16 protein-coding genes are annotated in these 18306 nt (G+C 56.0%); 10 read left to right on the top strand and 6 right to left on the bottom strand.

Annotated features, from left to right (window positions below; genetic code table 11):
* Positions 1–92 precede the first annotated feature (92 nt).
* The 4 genes from GWG67_RS25230 to GWG67_RS25215 all read right to left on the bottom strand — a co-directional run bounded on the left by GWG67_RS25230 (position 93) and on the right by GWG67_RS25215 (position 4132).
* Positions 93–1553, bottom strand: coding sequence for an O-antigen ligase (locus GWG67_RS25230; protein WP_275172053.1), 1461 nt, complete (start codon positions 1551–1553; stop codon positions 93–95).
* Complete coding sequence (locus tag GWG67_RS25225; RefSeq protein WP_275172052.1) at positions 1553–2551, bottom strand: NAD(P)-dependent oxidoreductase; 999 nt, start codon at positions 2549–2551, stop codon at positions 1553–1555. Before GWG67_RS25225 ends, GWG67_RS25230 begins: the two co-directional genes overlap by 1 nt.
* A complete protein-coding gene (locus GWG67_RS25220) occupies positions 2548–3600 on the bottom strand; it encodes an ABC transporter substrate-binding protein (RefSeq protein WP_275172051.1) in 1053 nt (350 codons plus the stop codon). Before GWG67_RS25220 ends, GWG67_RS25225 begins: the two co-directional genes overlap by 4 nt.
* Before the next feature lie 79 nt (positions 3601–3679).
* Positions 3680–4132 carry a hypothetical protein gene (locus GWG67_RS25215; protein WP_275172050.1) on the bottom strand — a complete coding sequence of 151 codons (453 nt, stop codon included), beginning with the start codon at positions 4130–4132 and terminating at the stop codon, positions 3680–3682.
* A 146-nt stretch (positions 4133–4278) separates the two neighbouring features.
* Between GWG67_RS25215 and GWG67_RS25210 the strand changes: the two genes are divergently transcribed.
* The 8 genes from GWG67_RS25210 to GWG67_RS25175 all read left to right on the top strand — a co-directional run bounded on the left by GWG67_RS25210 (position 4279) and on the right by GWG67_RS25175 (position 13149).
* Positions 4279–5442, top strand: a complete 1164-nt coding sequence (locus GWG67_RS25210) for an acyltransferase (protein WP_275172049.1) — start codon at positions 4279–4281, stop codon at positions 5440–5442.
* A 1269-nt stretch (positions 5443–6711) separates the two neighbouring features.
* Positions 6712–7779, top strand: a complete 1068-nt coding sequence (locus tag GWG67_RS25205; protein WP_275172048.1) for a glycosyltransferase — start codon at positions 6712–6714, stop codon at positions 7777–7779.
* Positions 7780–7783: 4 nt separating this feature from the next.
* Positions 7784–8860 carry a glycosyltransferase family 2 protein gene (locus GWG67_RS25200; protein WP_275172047.1) on the top strand — a complete coding sequence of 359 codons (1077 nt, stop codon included), beginning with the start codon at positions 7784–7786 and terminating at the stop codon, positions 8858–8860.
* A 14-nt stretch (positions 8861–8874) separates the two neighbouring features.
* Entirely contained in the window at positions 8875–9936 is a 1062-nt protein-coding gene (locus GWG67_RS25195) for an acyltransferase (protein WP_275172046.1), read from the top strand.
* 404 nt (positions 9937–10340) lie between these two features.
* The gene (locus GWG67_RS25190; RefSeq protein WP_275172045.1) at positions 10341–10742 is read left to right on the top strand and encodes a transposase; all 402 of its coding nucleotides are present in this window, start codon (positions 10341–10343) and stop codon (positions 10740–10742) included.
* Positions 10739–11086, top strand: coding sequence for an IS66 family insertion sequence element accessory protein TnpB (tnpB, locus tag GWG67_RS25185; protein ID WP_085357271.1), 348 nt, complete (start codon positions 10739–10741; stop codon positions 11084–11086). Before GWG67_RS25190 ends, tnpB begins: the two co-directional genes overlap by 4 nt.
* A gap of 45 nt (positions 11087–11131) precedes the next feature.
* Positions 11132–12796: an IS66 family transposase gene (locus GWG67_RS25180; protein ID WP_275172044.1), complete on the top strand. Its 1665-nt coding sequence runs from the start codon at positions 11132–11134 to the stop codon at positions 12794–12796.
* Positions 12797–12864: 68 nt separating this feature from the next.
* Positions 12865–13149: a hypothetical protein gene (locus GWG67_RS25175; protein WP_275172043.1), complete on the top strand. Its 285-nt coding sequence runs from the start codon at positions 12865–12867 to the stop codon at positions 13147–13149.
* Here the strand turns inward: GWG67_RS25175 and GWG67_RS25170 are convergent.
* Together GWG67_RS25170 and GWG67_RS25165 are read right to left on the bottom strand one after the other, a co-directional pair.
* Positions 13146–14414 carry a hypothetical protein gene (locus tag GWG67_RS25170; protein ID WP_275172042.1) on the bottom strand — a complete coding sequence of 423 codons (1269 nt, stop codon included), beginning with the start codon at positions 14412–14414 and terminating at the stop codon, positions 13146–13148. The two genes, GWG67_RS25175 and GWG67_RS25170, sit on opposite strands and share 4 nt — an antisense overlap.
* Before the next feature lie 35 nt (positions 14415–14449).
* Entirely contained in the window at positions 14450–15664 is a 1215-nt protein-coding gene (locus GWG67_RS25165; RefSeq protein WP_275172041.1) for a glycosyltransferase, read from the bottom strand.
* 572 nt (positions 15665–16236) lie between these two features.
* Here GWG67_RS25165 and GWG67_RS25160 point away from each other — a divergent pair.
* Together GWG67_RS25160 and GWG67_RS25155 are read left to right on the top strand one after the other, a co-directional pair.
* The gene (locus GWG67_RS25160; RefSeq protein ID WP_275172040.1) at positions 16237–17034 is read left to right on the top strand and encodes an FkbM family methyltransferase; all 798 of its coding nucleotides are present in this window, start codon (positions 16237–16239) and stop codon (positions 17032–17034) included.
* A 180-nt stretch (positions 17035–17214) separates the two neighbouring features.
* Positions 17215–18243, top strand: coding sequence for a polysaccharide pyruvyl transferase family protein (locus GWG67_RS25155; protein WP_275172039.1), 1029 nt, complete (start codon positions 17215–17217; stop codon positions 18241–18243).
* Positions 18244–18306: the final 63 nt, after the last annotated feature.

The following is an 18306-nucleotide window of genomic DNA, read 5'->3' as shown; positions in this document are numbered from 1 at the left end:
CCCTCTCGAATTGCTCACAACTCAGACCTCTCCCACTTGCTTAATTCTGTGTTTTTAAAGAAAAATTAGCCGAATGTACAGTGGCGCCAGAGTTATCGAGACAGTAGGTTAACCCCTACTCTGCTCGAAAAGGATTGGGCCATTCCCATGCCCAAGATGGGGCAGACCGCGAGAGCAAAGCCCGAGATTTGCAACGGAAAATCAACTTGAGAGTGGAGGATGACCAATAGTCCGATCCAGAAGGCTGCGGTCGGCAGGATCGCGTCGCGTTTGCGTCTTAACATTCCCCGGAACAGCACAACCAGGCAAGCGAACCAGCCGATCCCCAAGCAAAAAGCGAACGGAATACCCATCTCGGCCGCTGCTTCGAGGATTGAGTTATGCGCCTGTTCCCATATTCCATAAGACGGAATATCGCGGCTTCGATATTCTGGAAAGACCCAACGGAAGGTACCCAGGCCGGAACCGAGCCAGGGAAAGTCGCCGATTATTTTCATCGTCGATCGGTAGGCCTGCCAGCGTCCCGCGTCGAAGAACCCTTGCAGCCCGAATCTTTGGTTGACCAAGGGCGCAAGAGTCGAAATGGCCCCCACAATCAAAAGCGGGGCCGCGATCGGAAAACCCCAGAAAAGCCCGCGCTGCTTTAGCGCTCGTCGAAAGTACGTGGCAAGGGCGCCAGCGAAGCAAAGTAGGGACAAGACGGATCCTGCGCGGGATCCTGTTAGCATTGTCGTGGAAAGCATTGCAAAGCACGCAAGCAGAGTAAGGGTTCTCAGCGGCGAAAAGTGCAGGCGAGACCTGAGCCGCTCGCGCCACGGGAGCGGCGGTTCGTTGGGGCGATCTCTTCCCATTGCTGCGAAGACCAGGACCCATCCAATGGATCCTGCCCCGAAATAGCAAGCTGCAACATTCGGATTGATGAAGGTTGCAGTAACCGAACCCAAATAATTGTACTTCCGGTGCCACAGCAAATAATCCGGCCAGAAACTGTGGGCGATCAGTCCATAGACGCCGTAGGCCAACGTCGAGCCCAAAAATGACATCAGCAAGAAGCGCGCGGCATTCCGGTTGCGGCCAACAAAATACCCGCACAGCATGGACAGCAGGCAGGCAATCTGTGATCCGGCCGAGAAAAAGGGCTCATTGAGAGCTACGGAGATGGATCCGTTCAATTGCTCGCTGAGGATTGCAGACGTCTGCTCCCAAATCGGGGCTATCAGTCGCTTTGACAACACCGAAGTCTGGCTCAATTGTTCGCTGACAACAAATGCCCAAAATAAAGAAACCGCTGTAAATCCGAACAAGAAAGCTAAGTCTCGCAAGCTAATCTGCTGGGAGACGGCCAGCAAAAGCACCCCGGAAAGCAGCAAGACCCAAACTGCGACAATCCGCATGTCCATGGAGGCGAAGGGAAGCGGTGCCAGAGCAACCAGGGAACAGAGACCCAAGGTTGCCAGCATCGCCGGATAGCTGGGCTTCTTCTCTTCGTCGCTTGTTCTTACATCTGCCCTGCTCTTGATCCAAGATCGTTGATCGCGATCAATAAAAGCCATCAGTCAAAGTCCTTCAGAGCCGACTCGCGCCTCCATTCGACGAGCGAGCTTTCCAAGTCATATGAAAATCTGAAACCGCTTGTGACAAGTCGTTTAGGCAGAATGTTTGTCGAGAACCATAACTTCCTTACGCGATCTCGATTGATACCCGTCTTGAGGCCGGCCGACTGCAGGGCTTCAAAGGGGAGTACGGCGAGATTTATGAACCAGATGGGAATTGTCAGCCGCGGCTGTCTGTATGCGGCGACGCGCGAAAACGTAGCGCAAATCTCGCTGATTGTGTAACGGTGCTCGAACGAGAAATTATAGATCGACACCCCCTCGTTTTGGTTCGACATGTGCATCATTGACGAGACGAGATCTTTCACGTAGCCGCACGATTTGATTGTATCTTTCCGTCCCGGATAGACGAAGGCATTCCGTTCCATCATCCGCGAAAGCCGTGTGAAATTTCCGCGCTCATGAAGTCCGTAGATGACTGCGGGGCGAACGACCGTGAGCTTCCGACCCGTGGCTTCGGACTGCCAGAGCAGATGGATTTTCTCGGCCGCAAGTTTTGAGCGTCCGTATGCGCTCACGGGTGCCGGCGTGGCCTCTTCATCAAGCGCAGCTTCGCTCGGCCCGTAGATTGAGATAGAACTTGTGAACACTATATTTCGGCAGCCGATTGTGTTGGCGAATTTGCAGACGTTCACGGCTCCCAGGACGTTTGTATAATAGTAATCACCGTCTGGGTGCCCAGGCGTGACATGGACCGCCGCAAGGTTGAAAATGTCGGCAGGGCCCCCATCGGAAATGCCGGAACCGATGGCTTCCCGCACGTCATGCTGAAGATATTCAACGCCGGCCACGTTCGCTCTTGGCGGGGCGACGTCGACCGACACGACACGCGTATACTTTTGCGATGCCACGAGGCTTGTCGCTAAATGCGTTCCGATAAAGCCTGCGCCGCCAAAAATAATTGCTTGAGTGCTGTTGGACATCTGCTCTGGGCTCATTCCGATTTCGCCTCGCTACGGTAAGCCGCTTTCAGGACGTCGTAGTTGACGGCGCGGGTCAGATCAACCGATTCTTGCAGGATTCGTCGCTGCAAGAGTTGTGTCTGAAGGGTGCGGATACGCCGCTCGTCCAGCTCACCAAACCTCGTCCCATAAGGGCGCAAGTAAACGCGCTGTGCATCCATGAGCCTAGCAATCAGCGAGCGCGAAAGAGGCGCATCGATGGAGTTGGCAATGATGGGAATTGTTCGGTCGTAGTTGGCGTATGCCGCGTTCCAACCCTGAGCGGCGGCAATGACGAACTTTTCTAAATTTCGCCGATCACCAAGAGCCTGTTCCTGGACGAAGTACACTGCGCCCGCGGCGTGCACGCCATAGGAGGCGGGGCTTAGCGTCTTGTACTCGATGTTTCTCCGCGCCAACTCCAGCCCTTCGATATCGAGATGACCGAGAATCACGTCTATCTTTCGGTCCAAGAGGTCTTGCAGGGGCTCGTCGCTTTTGACCGGAAGGAGCTTGCTTTGCGCTAACGAATTTTTGCTAACAAACTCAAAGAAAACGGCGGAGAGTTCGGGGCCTCTGATGTAGCCTATCCTCTTACCTTCTAGGTCCGACGGCAGCATGAGTTTGGTGTCGGGCAGCGCAAAAAACTCGACCGGGCTCGCCGCAGAACAGCCGGCGAAGGCGACGATCGCGACACCTTCTGATCGCGCTTTGAGGAACCCTGCCATTGAAGCGACCCCGATAGTATGTTCGTCAGCGGCAACTGCAGCGATTGCATCTCCGTCTCCTGAGCCGGCGACAACATGCATGCGGAGCCCTGCGCGCGTGAACAGACCGTCGGACTCAGCCACGATCGCTCCAGCCGCTGCGGGAGATATGTCGCGATTGAGCTTGAGTGTGTATTGAGCTGCACGAGGGAGCTGAGCTCCTTCGCTTGGAGAGGATCTCGGCCAAGCAAAAATGAACGTCGCCAACGCGCAGGCAAAGCTGAATCCTGCCAGGACGCCAAATCGAGCCGTGTGGCTTTTGCGCCGCGATGTGTGCATCAGTATCTTGGTGCTCGGGGAGCTAAGTCTTAAGTGTCACCTTGAACAGGCAGGGATCGAATAGAGCGACCGCGGAAATTCAGTAAAGCTCCCGATACTCATATCTAAAGAAAGTCGAGCCAATTCCAAGTGTCCTTTGCAACCTTTGATATCCGCCCAAAGGGACGATTATGCAATCACTGCTGCTGACATAACAAATTTGGACTTTGATTGCCTCGCCGCATATGTTGTTGACAATGACGATCTGATCCATGATTTTCGGATGGATGATCTGCGCGCGCGTCATGGGATGGATCGCAATGCAGGGGCGGCCATCCGGGGTCTTGTGCGCTGGTGCGTACGTTCCAGCCATTCCCCGAAAATTATTCCCTAGCTCGGATGAAATCCCGGTACCCCCGGAAATTGGTGCGGTCGTTTTGCCGGCAAATTGGGCTTGTGCGAGTTGGGTGAGGGCGAGGAGTATCAAACATGTAGACACAATCAATGGATTGAGCGACATCTGATCAGGTCCGCGAAAATGATGCATCAGCATTATCGGACTTCCTCCACGTGGACATTACTTGGTCTCAGCAGTTGATGCAAAGTCTCGACGAGCATGAGCATATCGGGCCATTGATTACCTAAAGTGCGGCGAGGGCCACGCCACGCACTCTCCGGCCATACGACAGCTTGGAAAACATGACCAATATACGACTGACTTCTGGCACATCGTCCATTCTTGACTTATGTAGGGCCGCTGCGGCAAGCGAGGTCGTTGTTGCGCATAGCTCGCATATTCTGGGTGCGGATCGTGTAAAGATATCAGGTGGTTTCGGTGTAACAATTTTCTTTCTATTGAGCGGTTATTTGATCTCACTTTCGATATCTAACCGTTTATATACTCATTTGCCTCAGTTCTCGTCCTTCATCGCTGATCGGATTAGCCGGATTTACACCCCACTTATCCCGGCGCTTATTTTCGTCGTGATAGTGAACCAGTTTTGGGTGAGCGGACACTGGGGACTTCCAGGAATTAGTACTGGGCCAGTATCTTTTTTAGCCACGCTGACTCTCCTAAGCGACTATCCCGCTATCCAAGCCATTCACCACTTTCGCGATCTGAGCGCGGTCTATCCTCGGCCTTACAATACCGCCGAACCATTTTGGACTGTAGCTATAGAATTCTGGATATATATCTTTGTGGGTCTATCTGTGTTTTGGTTGTTTAAGGGCGAGCGCGTACGGAAATGGCTCGCAGTCGCTATGCTTCTAATCTCAGCTCCCGTCGTTATTTGGAATTCATTTGCAGGTGGGGGCGAGTGTCTGAGTCTTGTATGGGGGCTCGGTTGTTTGTTCTTCCTTTTACATCGGAGTATCCATCGTTTCACGAGCGCGAACGCTCCTCTCATTGGAGGCATTATGGCTTGTTATGGGCTTGCTTGCCTCCTTGCTCGCGCATTCTCCGGGTCGCTTCATCCGTATGATCTGGCAACCGCGTTTTTCATTGGATGCAGTCTATTCGGCATCGCGCTGGTAGTCGAGAATTGGCGATTTCCGCCATGGTTGATCACTATCGTTGGCCTGCTCGCGGCCTATTCGTACAGTTTATACCTCGTTCACAATACGGTTCTGATATTGATCAAGGAGCATTCCGGCCTCAGTGAACAAGCGAACGTGATCCTTGCGCTTGCGCTTTCGCACATAGTCGCTTGCTTATTTTATATGCTGTTCGAACGGCATTATAGACAAGTTGCAATGCTGCTTCGACCGCGCATTGCAAGACTTATAGCTCCATCGTTGGAACAGCAGGAACTTGCCCCAACCTTGAAAGGCGCTAAGAGGGTGCCGAACTTGGGAGAGTGAAACGCAGGAGCCATGTGCCCGATCTTTTGTTCGAAGCCAGGTTTTGGTCAATGCGATCCGGATCAAAGTCGGCTCGCGGCATAATGAAACTTTGATCGCGCCAAACTCAATGTCCATCGAGCGAATGGTTCACTGGAGGCAGGGCACGGGGCACCGGCTCCTGTTAGGAGGCGGAGCGAATTATCGCGAAGTTCTAGAGAAAGCTTGTCGTCTCGTCCGCTATACCGTTGGCTCACTTCGGAACACGCCGCTATATTTAACCTCAGTGTCCATTGATCTTCATATTTCGTGGCTGCCGACGGAAACACAGTGGTTGCCGCTGTCACCTTTGACGGATTCGCGCGATTTTCGCCAAAGAGCTGGGAGATTGTGACTAACGAATTCGCTATCGGTCATTATTCCGAACCACTACTAGGGATCTGCCGTCCAGAGTTCACTCGATATTCATTGGGTCTTTGGTCGAGGTGATCGTGGTCGATAAGGGGTCGACGCGTATTCGCTTCAGGTCCTCACGGATGGCCTGATCAGCCAAGCAAATGCTGAGCAAATGACATCTCGCGTGAATCGTTCCGGCGACGTTCCGACAAAGTGTGATTCTTCTGATGACGCTCTGCATCCAGACGTGATGACTGAAATTGCCAAGGTCTGGTCAGTAAAGGCCAGCGAATATCAATTCTAATCGCGGGTGGTCGATGCACGACACTCCGAGAAGGGGGTATTCTGCCGCATATTGGTGCCTCCAGCTCTGAGGGCGTCCGCACTTGGGTCACTACGCCGGGTGCCAATCTGACTCCCGCCGGGCTCCGAGAACGCTAATTCGCGACGGGTGGTTGACCGAATCTTCAGCTTCAACTCTTACTTAGTGAACAAAGCGTCGGACAGCTACATTCTTGACGCGGCGCCCGCCTAGGGCGAATGTCCCAGTCAATACCCAAATCAATACCCAACTTGTGGCCTTTACCCTAAGAAGGCAACACCCAACCGGCTAGCGCTAGCCCCACGATGAAAAATCCAGGGATTTCGAAGTGAAAAATGGAGCTGAGAGCGCAATTTGCAAGCTGACCTAAAACAGCACATGCTTGCGTAGCATCGTTGCTTGGTCTCGATAACTTTGCCACAATCTTGCATTTGAACCTCGCTGGATTGTGGCATCTAGTCTATCGATTCCGTTCTTCGGAACGGTTGATGGAGACAGGGAAGGTGCATTGATCTATGTGAGGTCATCAGCACGCCATAGATACGCGAACGCTAGTCGAACCGGAATTGTTGATGTCACCGCGCCTCACCATCAGCGTCATTATCACCAACTACAACTACGCGCGCTACGTAGGGGAAACCATCGAGAGCGTCCTCTGCCAAACTCGGCTTCCCGATGAAATCATAGTGATCGACGACGGTTCGACGGACAATTCGCGCCAGGTAATTGAGCGGTATCAGGACCGAATCACAGCGGTGTTCCAGCCCAATGAAGGTATGAATCCCGTCAAGAACAGCGGCTATGCCCGTTCGCGCGGCGACCTTGTTATGTTTCTTGATTCGGACGACATCATCTATCCTACTGCGATCGAGGCGGTTGAGCGAGCGTTTGGCCCGGGCATCGCGAAGGTTCAGTTCGAACTCGATATTATCGACTCGGATGGCGTGTACCTGGGACGCCGGTTCTGCGGATATTCGAGACGGCTGAGCGTTGAGGACACAACACGCCAGTTTGAGCAGACCGGTACCTATATCTGGCCGGTCACTTCGGGGAACGTGTACGCGCGTTCCTTTCTGCAGCAGGTCATGCCGCTCACGCCAGCAGTAGGCCATGACGGCGATTTGTGCACCATTGCGCCGCTCTATGGCGGCATTGCCACAATTATCGAGCCGCATGGCGCCTATCGCGTTCACTCGCTGAACATCAGCCGGGTGGACGACGCCGGTCGCATCAATGTGGTGCCTGATTTTGCGTCGCGGATTCGCTTCAGAAAGCAGGAATTCGCGACGCTGCGGGCGCACGCGAAGCGCTTGGGGAAAACCCTCCCGGAAGGAGATCTGCTAGACCAAGAGTTGGTTTTCATCAATTATCGGCTGATGGCGCGCAAGATTGGTCATGAGGATTCCGGTGACGAGAAGCGTTTGGTCCTGGATCTCTGGTTGAAGGGAATTCTAGCGGCCGCAGGCGGGTCGTTCGGGATTGCAACAGCATTCAAGCATATCGCATGGTTGTGTTGCCTCACTGCCGCGCCTCGCCCGTTGGCACACGCACTCGTTGAGCTCAGGTATGCCCGGACCCATTGGCGTGCCTCGCTGAGAAGGCTGATCCGCTTGCGCCCAGTGGCTTCGCCGGGACGCTGAGTCAATGACGGGCGCTTTTCCCAAACAGGCCGGCGAGCTGAAGCTTTCGATCGTCATCCTTAACTACAACTATGCCGACTATGTGGGCGCTGCGATCCAGAGCGCACTGGACGTGAGATGGCCAAACATGGAAGTGGTTGTAGTCGATGACGGATCGACGGACGATTCGCCCAAGGTGATCGAGGCATTCGGCGATCGTATCAAGCTCATCAGCCAACCGAATGCTGGCCAGAAGCAGGCGTCGATCAACGGGTTCCGCAGATCCTCTGGCGACCTCATCATATTCCTCGATTCGGACGATGCCCTTCATCCTGATGTGATGACTGAGATCGCCAAGGTGTGGTCGGCTTCCGCCAGCAAGTTTCAGTTCCAGATGCGGACCGTTGACGCGGATGGAAAGCCGAAGGGCACGATCCTGCCGCAGTACTTCGTGGTGCCAACATCGAAGGACATCCGGAATTGGATGACGACGACCGGTGCCTATCCGACTCCGCCGGGATCGGGCAATGCGTATCCGCGCTGGGTCGTGGAGAAGGTCTTCAATTTTAAAACCGATTTCGTTCACCGGGCGCCGGACAGCTATCTGCTTGCTGCATCGGCGGCGTTTGGAGAGATCGTCACCATTCCCAAGCCGCTGGCGGACTATCGCGTCCACGGGCAAAATCACGGCGCTTTTTCGCAAGTTGAGGAGACCAGGTTTGCGAGAGAGGTCGAACTTACCCGCGATCGATACGAGTACTTCTGCAAGGTTGCCGCCAGCAACGGGATTCACGCCGCGCCCGACGCCTTGAGTCGCAACATGGCGTTCGTGTGCTTGCGGGCGGCATCCTACGTTTTGCGGCCTGATCTTCACCCTATCGAAGGTGACAGGCGATGGCGGATTGCCTGGGACGGCGCTCGCTCGGTGTTCTATCCCCAGGGCTTCTCCCGCGCGCAGCGCGTGTCACTGGCGGCGTTCACCTTCGGCATCCTGTTCGGTCCGCCTAGCGTATCTCGTTCGCTTGCGGGTTGGCGATATGCGTCGACCAACCGGCCAGCCTGGGTGAAGAAGGTGCTGAACCTGATGCGGATCGTTCGTTAGGTCTGGGGCGCGATATGAGCAAAACGTCGGGTGAGATAAAGCGCAATCGATATCAATCACTCGACGCAATGAGGGGACTGGCGTCAATCGCCGTTGCTGCTGGCCACTTCAACAGCGGCTATGTGCACTCCTCGTATCTTGCTGTTGATTTTTTCTTCATTCTTAGCGGCTTTGTGATCGATAACGCGTATGCGTCGAAACTTACCGGCGGCATGACGCCGGTGGCTTTCATGTGGGTAAGGCTTGTTCGTCTCTGGCCGCTTTTCGCAATCGGAACCGCCATTGGGCTCGCTCAGATCTTATACTTGGTCAATGCAGGACTGAGCCAAGCTTCAGGCGCTGATATCGTCATATCAAGCGCGCAAAATTTCTTATTCCTGCCAAGCGTCTCGGCCTTTTTTATGATGAAGCCGATGCAAGGACTCTTTCCGATCAATGGACCTGCATGGTCACTGTTCTGGGAATTGGTGATCAACTTGGCGTTTGCGGTCGTCTTGTTCAAATCAACAACCAGGGCGCTGTGCTTCGTCATCGTAACTGCGGCGGTCGGACTTGTGGCATTTGCCTTTGTTTGGAACGGCTTGAACATAGGTTGGAATTGGTCCTCATCGCCCGGTGGGCTCGTCAGGGTGACGTTCGGCTTTACTCTCGGGCTGGTGATCTCACGATGCCTTCGACCGTGCAGCGTGCGACGGGTAAGTTGGCTTTCATTGCTTCCGATGATCCTGCTCGTTGGGGGGCTAGTCTTCCCGATCGAAAAGAATGCGCAGGCAGTCTATGATCTCGTTTTTTGTCTCGTGGCGGCGCCGGGCATAGTGGTGTGCGGTATGCTCTTGGAGGTCCCTCGCCGCATTAGGAGAGTGGCATTTTGGCTGGGCTATCTCTCCTATCCGCTCTATGTCGTGCATCGCGGCTGCGTGGGTTTATTCAAGGCGATTCCGCCACAATATGGCCTAGACAGCGCGTTCGGATTTATCGTTTTCCTCGTTGGGACCGCCTCCCTTGCGATTTTGATTTCTCTCGCACTGGACAACGCGCAGAAACCCGACGTCGGTCACCAAGCTTCAGCGGGTTAATCGCTTAGCCATCTTGGTAGTGGCGATGCTGGCGATTGGATGTTTCTTCCTTTTCGCTCGCGCGAGGCGCAACTCTTGGTTGCGTTCCTACTAAGAATTTTGTGGCGTGTTGCGCGATACGTTTGATTGCAGCGCTGACGCTTCCGAGTATGCCGATCGGGCAAGTTGCCAACCGATTGTGCTTCTGCCGGTACTGACCTACATGACGGTCTTCTTGGGCCTCACTCCGGTTCTTCTGCCCTCTTTTCTGTGGTCTGGCGATTATTCGAATGGCGTTTATCTAGCCACGACCCGCTATATTGGAAACATCATAAGCCGTACGCCTCCGACGGGGGCCGTCTTGCGTGACGGGTGGTAATTCGCGAAGCGTGTGACCTTAAGTCTAGCTTTAAGGTCATTAGGCGATGCGGGTCGAGGTTTTGGGCGGGCTGGAGCGGCGGCGGCGTTGGTCGCAGGACGACAAGGCACGGATTGTCGAGGAGACGCTGGCATCGGGCGCGAAGGTAACTGAGGTTGCGCGGCGCAACGGAGTAGCGGCCAGCCTGGTATTTACCTGGCGTCGACAAGCACGGACATCGGAACAAGTTGTACCATCTTTTACGCCGATGCAGATCGCCGCCGTAGCGGCCTCGACTGAAGAAACTGCGAAGCTTTTGCCTACGGTTGATGGCCGAGTTCGCTCGGCGGCAGCCGCGCGTACTGGATTGATAGAGATCGATCTCGGCAACCGACGGTGCATCCGGGTGGATGCGCACGTCGATCCGGAGGCGCTGGCGCGGGTCCTCGATGTGCTTGGACGCCGATGATTGCTGTACCAGGGAATGTGCGAGTGTGGCTGGCGACAGGCTACACGGATATGCGCAGAGGCTTTCCGTCGCTGGCCCTCCAAGTGCAGGAGGTGCTGCACAAAGAACCGCTCAGCGGTCATTTGTTTGTCTTCCGCGGTCGCCGCAGCGATCTTGTGAAGGTGATCTGGCACGATGGTCAGGGAGCCTGCTTGTTCACAAAAAAACTCGAGAGAGGAAAGTTTATCTGGCCATCGGTTGCCGGTGAAGCGGTAACGATCTCGCTGGCGCAGTTGAGCTATCTGCTGTCCGGGATCGATTGGCGCAATCCGCAAGAAACCCAGCGGCCGACGCGGGTCGGATAATCGTTTTGGGTTTGAATCTGATGCTCGATCTGATTCAATGGCGTCATGACATCGAAGCCGGACGATCTTCCGTCGGATCTCGCGAGAGCCTACCTTGCTCTGCTGGCCGAGCGCGAGGCGTTGCAGGCTGAACGCGATGTGGCAGTCGCGGATGCCGCCAACGCTCGGGCGGAGCTGTCGGACAGCGAGGTGCTGATCGCTCATCTTGAGCTACGGATCGAGAAGCTCAAACGCGAACTGCACGGGCAGCGCTCCGAGCGCACGGCGCGGTTACTCGAGCAGTTGGAATTGGAGCTCGAAGAACTCGCCACCACGGCGACCGAGAATGAGCTTGCCGCGCAGGCCGCAGCAGCGAAGACGCAGAACGTTCGCCCCTTCATGCGCAAGCGGCCGGTTCGTCAGCCATGGCCGGACGACATCGAACACGAGCGCGTCGTCATTGAGGCTCCAACGAGCTGCGCCTGCTGCGGTGGATCTCGGCTGGCGAAGATCGGAGAGGATGTAACCAAGACGCTGGAGGAGATCCCGCGTCGCTTCAAGGTGATCGAGACGGTACGCGAGAAGTTCACTTGCCGCGATTGCGAGAAGATCAGCCAGCCGCCGGCACCGTTCCATGCCACGCCGCGCGGCTTCATCGGTCCGCAATTGCTGGCGACAATGCTGTTCGACAAGTTCGGCATGCATATCCCGCTCAATCGCCAGAGCGTGCGCTTCAAGGCTGAGCGGATCGACCTGCCGCTGTCGACGCTGGCCGACCAGGTCGGCCACGGAACCTTCGCCGTCATGCCGCTGTTCCAGCTGATCGAGCGTCATGTGCTCGCGGCCGAGCGCCTTCATGGCGACGACACCACCATCCGCGTCCTGGCGAAAGGCAGGTGCACGACCGGCCGGATATGGACCTATGTGCGGGATGACCGGCCGTTCGCCGGGCCTGCGCCGCCGGCGGCGGTCTATTATGCCTCGGGCAACCGACGGGGCGAACATCCTCAGAAGCATCTGGCCGCCTTCGCCGGCATTCTGCAGGCGGATTGCTATGGCGGCTTCGAGCCGTTGTTCGACCCAAAAAGGAAAGCAATGCCGATCACGCCGGCATTTTGCCTGGCCCATGCGCGGCGGGGATTCTTCGAGCTGGCTGACATCGAAAAAGCCGCCCGGGAAGGCCGCAAGGGCAAACCGGTCTCCCCGATCGCGCTGGACGCGGTCAGACGCCTGGATGCGTTGTTCGAGATCGAGCGCGCCATCAACGGCCGTAGTGCCGACGAGCGGCGGGCCGTGCGCCAGGAGCGGAGCAAGCCGCTGCTCGACGACATGCACGACTGGCTGCTCCGCGAGCGAGAAAGCCTCTCGCGCTCCGCTGAGGTCCTGAAGCCCATGAACTACATGCTCAATCGCTGGGACGACTTCGTCCGCTTCCTCGACGATGGCAGGATCTGCTTGACCAACAATTGCGCTGAGCGTGCATTGAGAGGCATTGCCTTGGGAAGGCGCAACTGGACCTTCGCTGGTAGCCAACGTGGCGCCGACCGTGCCGCGATCATGCTGACGATGATCACGACTTGCCGCCTCAACGACGTCGACCCAAAGGCCTGGCTCGCTGAAGTCCTCGCCCGGATCGCCGATCTTCCCGCGTCGCGGCTGCGCGAACTGCTGCCCTGGGAATGGAAGCTCCTGCACCAAGCCGGCAAGTCCGCCGATCAGCAAGCCGCCTGACCTTCCCGCAAGCCATCATATGGCTCGCCGTGCCCGCGCGCACGCGTCAATCAGGCGGTCTTCGTCGTATGCGTACCATAAGCCTGCCGACCATCGTTGTTTTCCCGAAGATGGGCGCACTGGTGCTAGCGCTTATGGGGCTGCCGGCCGTCGCTTTGCTCGCGGCGTTCTCTTGGCATCTCACCGAAAAACCGATCCTCGGTCTCCAGGAAAAACTTTCTTTTGTCGCGCAGGCGAGAGGATTTGATGGTCATTCAGGGCCCATGGTCACGAACATCCGGCGAAACTGGTTGCCCGGCAGCTTGTGCAATCTCAGGACTAAACCTGACCTCTGCACCGTCCGCGAATATTAAGGCGGAGACGCCCTGCGCGGCGCCGGGGTAAGTGTCACCAGCCACATTATAAGAAAGGTCGTCGCCTTCAGAACGGAAGGAAATACGAGCCAGCTGAACAGCATGAAATTGCACAGTTCGACGCGAAGAGAACTCGAGTAGAGCCGTATGATCACGATCAGGGTGACGAAAACGAAGCCCGCAAGTCCGTATTCATAGATCAGCTTGGCCCAGGTCGGGTCGCTGATCTCGTATCGGGACCTGAACTCGGCCAACATCCTGAAGAAGCTGCCCGGCCCATTGCCGAACCAAGTTGCGGCAATACCGTCGTTGAAGGTTCTCTGCACCATCTCCCAGGGTGCGACGAATCTCGCATAGGCGCTCGAGCCGGGCGTTCCGAATTCGGTAAGCCGTCCGAACCAGAGATTGAGAACAGGGTTGTCGAGGCTGTAGAGCGCATAAAGCAGAAGCAGAGCGCCGCAGGCCGTTGCCAGCGCGATTGGTATGCGACCCACCGATTTCGGGAGGAGGAAGCCCGCTGCCAGCGCAATCACTCCCGACCCGGAAATAGAAGCTGCCAGACCCATTGTCAGCAAGAAGAGTTGAAACGGCCGTCGCCTGGCAAAATATTCCGCCAAAAATGCCAATGCGGTCACGCTAGAAAGCTCGGCGGATTCGCGCAAGAAATATCCGTTCGCCTTGGCGAGCCCGCCTCCGGCTTCCCGCGCGAAGACGTATGTGCCGGCGCCACGGATTGCTTCAGGCAGCACAAAATAGATGTTTTGAAGTTCCTTCAGCCTGGTGGCATTCACCGCGATGATCTGGATTGTTCCCACAATGGCGATGAGACATGCGGCCGTCACATAGGAGTCGAGAATGTACTGCTGAACGGCCGGCAAACCTGGCCGAGGTGAAAGGCGCACTGCAAACGATGCATAGCCGGCTGCCAACAGAAGGAGCGAACTCCACGATGCTTGTGTCGTCGTCGGCAGCACAGGAATGCGGAAGGCGGCCATCGCGATGACCACCACGAATAGAAGAAGGATCGGCATGCTGACCTTCGCGTACCCCGACGCAAGGAGATACGCCGTGATGAGCGCATAACACGGCAGGTCCAGTGCGGCCGGAAACTGGCCGATATTGTACGCAATTTGGTTCACGAACAGCACGGACACGACGGACGCCCATACCAAGAACTTCGCCATGCGGGTCAGTTCGACATCCGAATCGCCGACTCCCGTAGATCGAATCGTCTGGTCCGCCATATCGGCCGGGATTGAGCTCATGTGGGGTCCTGCAGCATTCTGATCGTCTGCGCGCCTTATACCTGATGCATAGTGTGTGCTCGAGATTCGACGCGGCGACTGCCAAGTATGAATTCCTTGAGTGCGCTGATGCCTGCATCAAGGCCGAACCTTGCGGAGATTAGCTCAAATGCAGATTGCTGATGTCCGTTGAGGGCAACCAGATCGTCAATATTGTTAACGATCCTCTCCACGAGGCTGTCGAGGTCGTCCGCCAGGAACATTGCGGATTGTTCGTTTGGGCTCGTGCCGGCGACCGCCTGCCTGAGCGCGAAAATCGGAAGCCGCTGAAAGGCGTAGTCCAGTACCTTCAGCTTGAAACCCCCTCCCAACAGATCGGGCACGAGCCCTCCGCGACTTCCGGCCATAATTGTGGCGAGGTTGTCCACTTGTCCGTGAAAGCGCAGATGCTCAGTGTATCGGCCATATCGGTCGCGGACCGCTTGCGGGACGAAGCCGACAACATCGAGTGTGATACCCTTCTGTTGGAAACGTGGCAGCAAGGTCTCCACGATCAACTCCAGATTTTTCTGCTTGGCCACCCATTCGAACGAGCCGAGAAGCAGCAGCGATCTGGGACACTTCCTCTCGATCCGGCGCTCGGCGACAATCTTGCCAAGGTAAATTGGCGGAACGATGCAGACCCTGGGGGAGGACTGGCGGAAATAAGACGCATCGTCACCTGTGATGCACGTGATCGCATCGGCGGCTCGCACCAGCCGATGCTCCAGCCTGCGATATTTCTCGGCGTCAAGCTGCATGATGGTTCGTCGCAGCGGATTGCTGAAACTGCGTGCGATGGCCGGTCGAATGGCGCCCTCCGCATTGTGCGCAATGTACCAGACTGACGCGCGGCCGCGGTTCTTTAGGATAGTCGACAACAAACCCGCGGAATAAGCATGGTCGATAACGATCCAGTCCCATTCTTGCTGCAGCAATTTTTCGATCTGCAGCGCAAGCTCTGGCGTCGCCAGATTGTAGGCGTCACGCGGCAACGAAGATGCGAGACTCCGCAGTCCAGAGGCTTGGGCACTCGGCAGCATGATGGATGTCGTATTGGGTAGCGCTGCAAGATGTGCATCCTGGCCATGATTTGGCCGGCGTGTTCCGATTAAGGTGATAGCTGCGTCGTTGGTCATCGCGAGGGCTTTCAGCAACCCCGCGGAATAGAGAGCGTCGCCGCTGAGGAGCGGAGCAGGCAGGCGGCTGCAGATCCAAAGTACCTTCTTCATTCGCAGCTCTTTGTTTGACGAGGCTGATTTCTTGCGCACACTTGTGGCGAATTTTCAAAATCCACGGAACTGAAAGACGTGTTAGTGCGATAGATTAGAGTTCCGGTCATCTTCTCGTTGCCTTGGCAGCAGATTTCGAATTGCAAGCCGCACCAGAATTCATGAAATTGCCGGCGCAGGGTGCTTCCGTCTTGGCGAGCGGCTGGCGCAATGTATCATGAAGTTTGGGAAGGCGGCAAAGTCGGTTAACGGACAGCGCGGCGCAAGGAACATTGTCGTCGCCGCGTTAACAACGACTGGCCTCTTCGAAAGTCAGTCGGTTGCCCCTTTATGCAAGCGTTGACTATTGAAAGGGCAATTTGCTATTCGTGGTGAGCGGAGGTCACTCCAAGTCCGTTGTTGCATGGCTTTCTACGACGAAATAGTGGCAGCTGTTGTCATGGCAGCTGTTGTCATGGCAGCTGTTGTCATGGCAGGACGTCGACCCTGCATGCTTTTTGCGCTTGATTGTATTGCCAATCGCTGCAACACGTGGGTGTTTCAGAAGCTTGCGCGAATGGCGGGATAACGACATGAGCGTCTGGTACATCGCCTCGCTTAACTTTCAGGATCTGACAATTTTCGGTCCGAGAATACTCTGGCGCCATGTCGCTCGCCTTACAGGGGCGAAGACCGCGCGAGTCGCGATGTCAAAAATCGGAACGGTGGAGCTTCGGCCACGCGAAAGCGACATCTCGACGTTCAGGGATATCTTTGGATCGCGCGATTACGCCGCCTATTGTTACGACAGTGTGAAGGAAAGACTGCAGGCGGCATACAACACTATTCTCAAGGACGGCAAAACGCCCGTTCTGGTCGATGCCGGCGCGAATATCGGGGCGGCCTCTTTATGGTTCAGGCAAAAATTTCCCCAACTTGCGATCGTCGCGATCGAGCCGGACCCAGACAATATTGCGCTGCTTCGAAGCAATCTCGCTGGAAAAAAGGACGTCTATATCCTTGATGCCGCCATCGGGGCGACGCCCGGATATGCCGAACTGGCCCGCTCTCGGCTGTCATGGGCCACACAGACGGCTCGTGCCAGTTCAGGAACGGAAATCATTACTGTGGAAGATGCCGTTGCCCGAGTCCCGAAAGGTCGTCTCCTCGTCGCCAAGATCGATATAGAAGGCTTCGAGTCTGACCTGTTCTCGAGCAACACCAATTGGATCGATGCGGCGGCCATGCTAATCATTGAGCCGCATGATTGGCTATTGCCGCACGAAAGAACCAGTTCGTCCTTTCAAAAAGAAATGGGAGCTCGGCAGTTCGATATCTTTGTTGCGGGAGAAAACATCATCTACGTTCGTCGAGATCCTGCCAGTACCTGATAGTGACATTCTTATGCAGGCGCCAATTGATTCCGGATCCTACGACGCAACTTGCAAAGCTGGGAAAAACAGAACGTGAGTACCTCGAAACATGAATAGACGTCATCCGGCCCTCGGTAGTGTGCATGTCGCTCGTTCGTCCCTTGAGTCCAGGCCCGGGATCTCGGATGTCTCCGCAAGATGAAGCTGCATTTCTGGGACGAGAAGTACAAGAATTTTGGCGATGATCTGAACTCGTGGATTTGGAGCAAATACTTCGATTTCTCTTCCTCACCTGATGCGCCCATCTTCGTTGGCATCGGGACCATCATCGATGAGAGCATCCCGGTCGCCGAACGGATTATCGTTTTCGGATCGGGGGCCGGTTACGCGAAACCGCCGGCGCATATCGGCGAGGCAGGTTTCGATATCCGTTTCGTCCGCGGGCCGCTGTCGGCGCGCCTTTTGAACCTGGACGAGACCAAATCGATCACCGATCCAGCGATCCTAGTCGCGGACCAGTTTCAGCGAGTGCCGACGGGCGACAGAAAAGGCGTGGTCTTTGTACCGCATTTCAAGTCGCCGAAGAGTGCGCGGCTACGCGATGTGTGCGAACGCGCTGGAATTGAGTACGTGGATCCGCTGTCCGAAAGCAGATCGGTTGTCACGCGCATATCACGCGCTGAAAAGGTCATCGCGGAATCGATGCATGCGGCGATCGTAGCCGATGCCATGCGGGTGCCCTGGTTGCCGGTGGTGACGTCACCTGAAATCTCGACGTTCAAATGGTGTGATTTTTCATTCTCTCTGAGGCTGCCCTATTGCCCGCTCGTGCTGCCAGCCACCTGCTTCACCCATCAGACTCGCGACCTGCTGATTAGGCAGTCCGCCAACAACTTGTCCTTAGCAAGCCCGTGGGCGGACAACAGGTTCACACACGAGAGGAAGGGAATTGAGCAGCAGATGGAGTCCTTTCATGCCATCGTCGAAAGACAGCATGATCGCCTAAGGAAGATGTTTTCCTTAAGTGTCAGGATCTTCAACCGATCGGTCGGCCGATTGCCCGCCTTTTTTGCCGGCAGGAAAGGCGGCGATCTGTTTGAGGCGTCCGTCGCAGCAATGCATGAGTGCGCATTGCGGCCCGGAGTGCTGAGCGACGAGAAGATTCACGAAGCGGCACTTTCCGCAGTGCTGCGTGCAATCGAAGAGCTACAATCGGAGAAGTTTTAACGCTTCACTGCCTTGCAGCGTCACCACGGCAACGCCGGGTGGGTGACCGATTAAGCCGCCCCC

Source organism: Bradyrhizobium sp. CSS354 (genome assembly GCF_029051725.1).
GTDB lineage: Bacteria > Pseudomonadota > Alphaproteobacteria > Rhizobiales > Xanthobacteraceae > Bradyrhizobium.
Note: the sequence above shows the minus strand (reverse complement) of the source record. Positions and strands in the feature narration are given on the sequence as shown.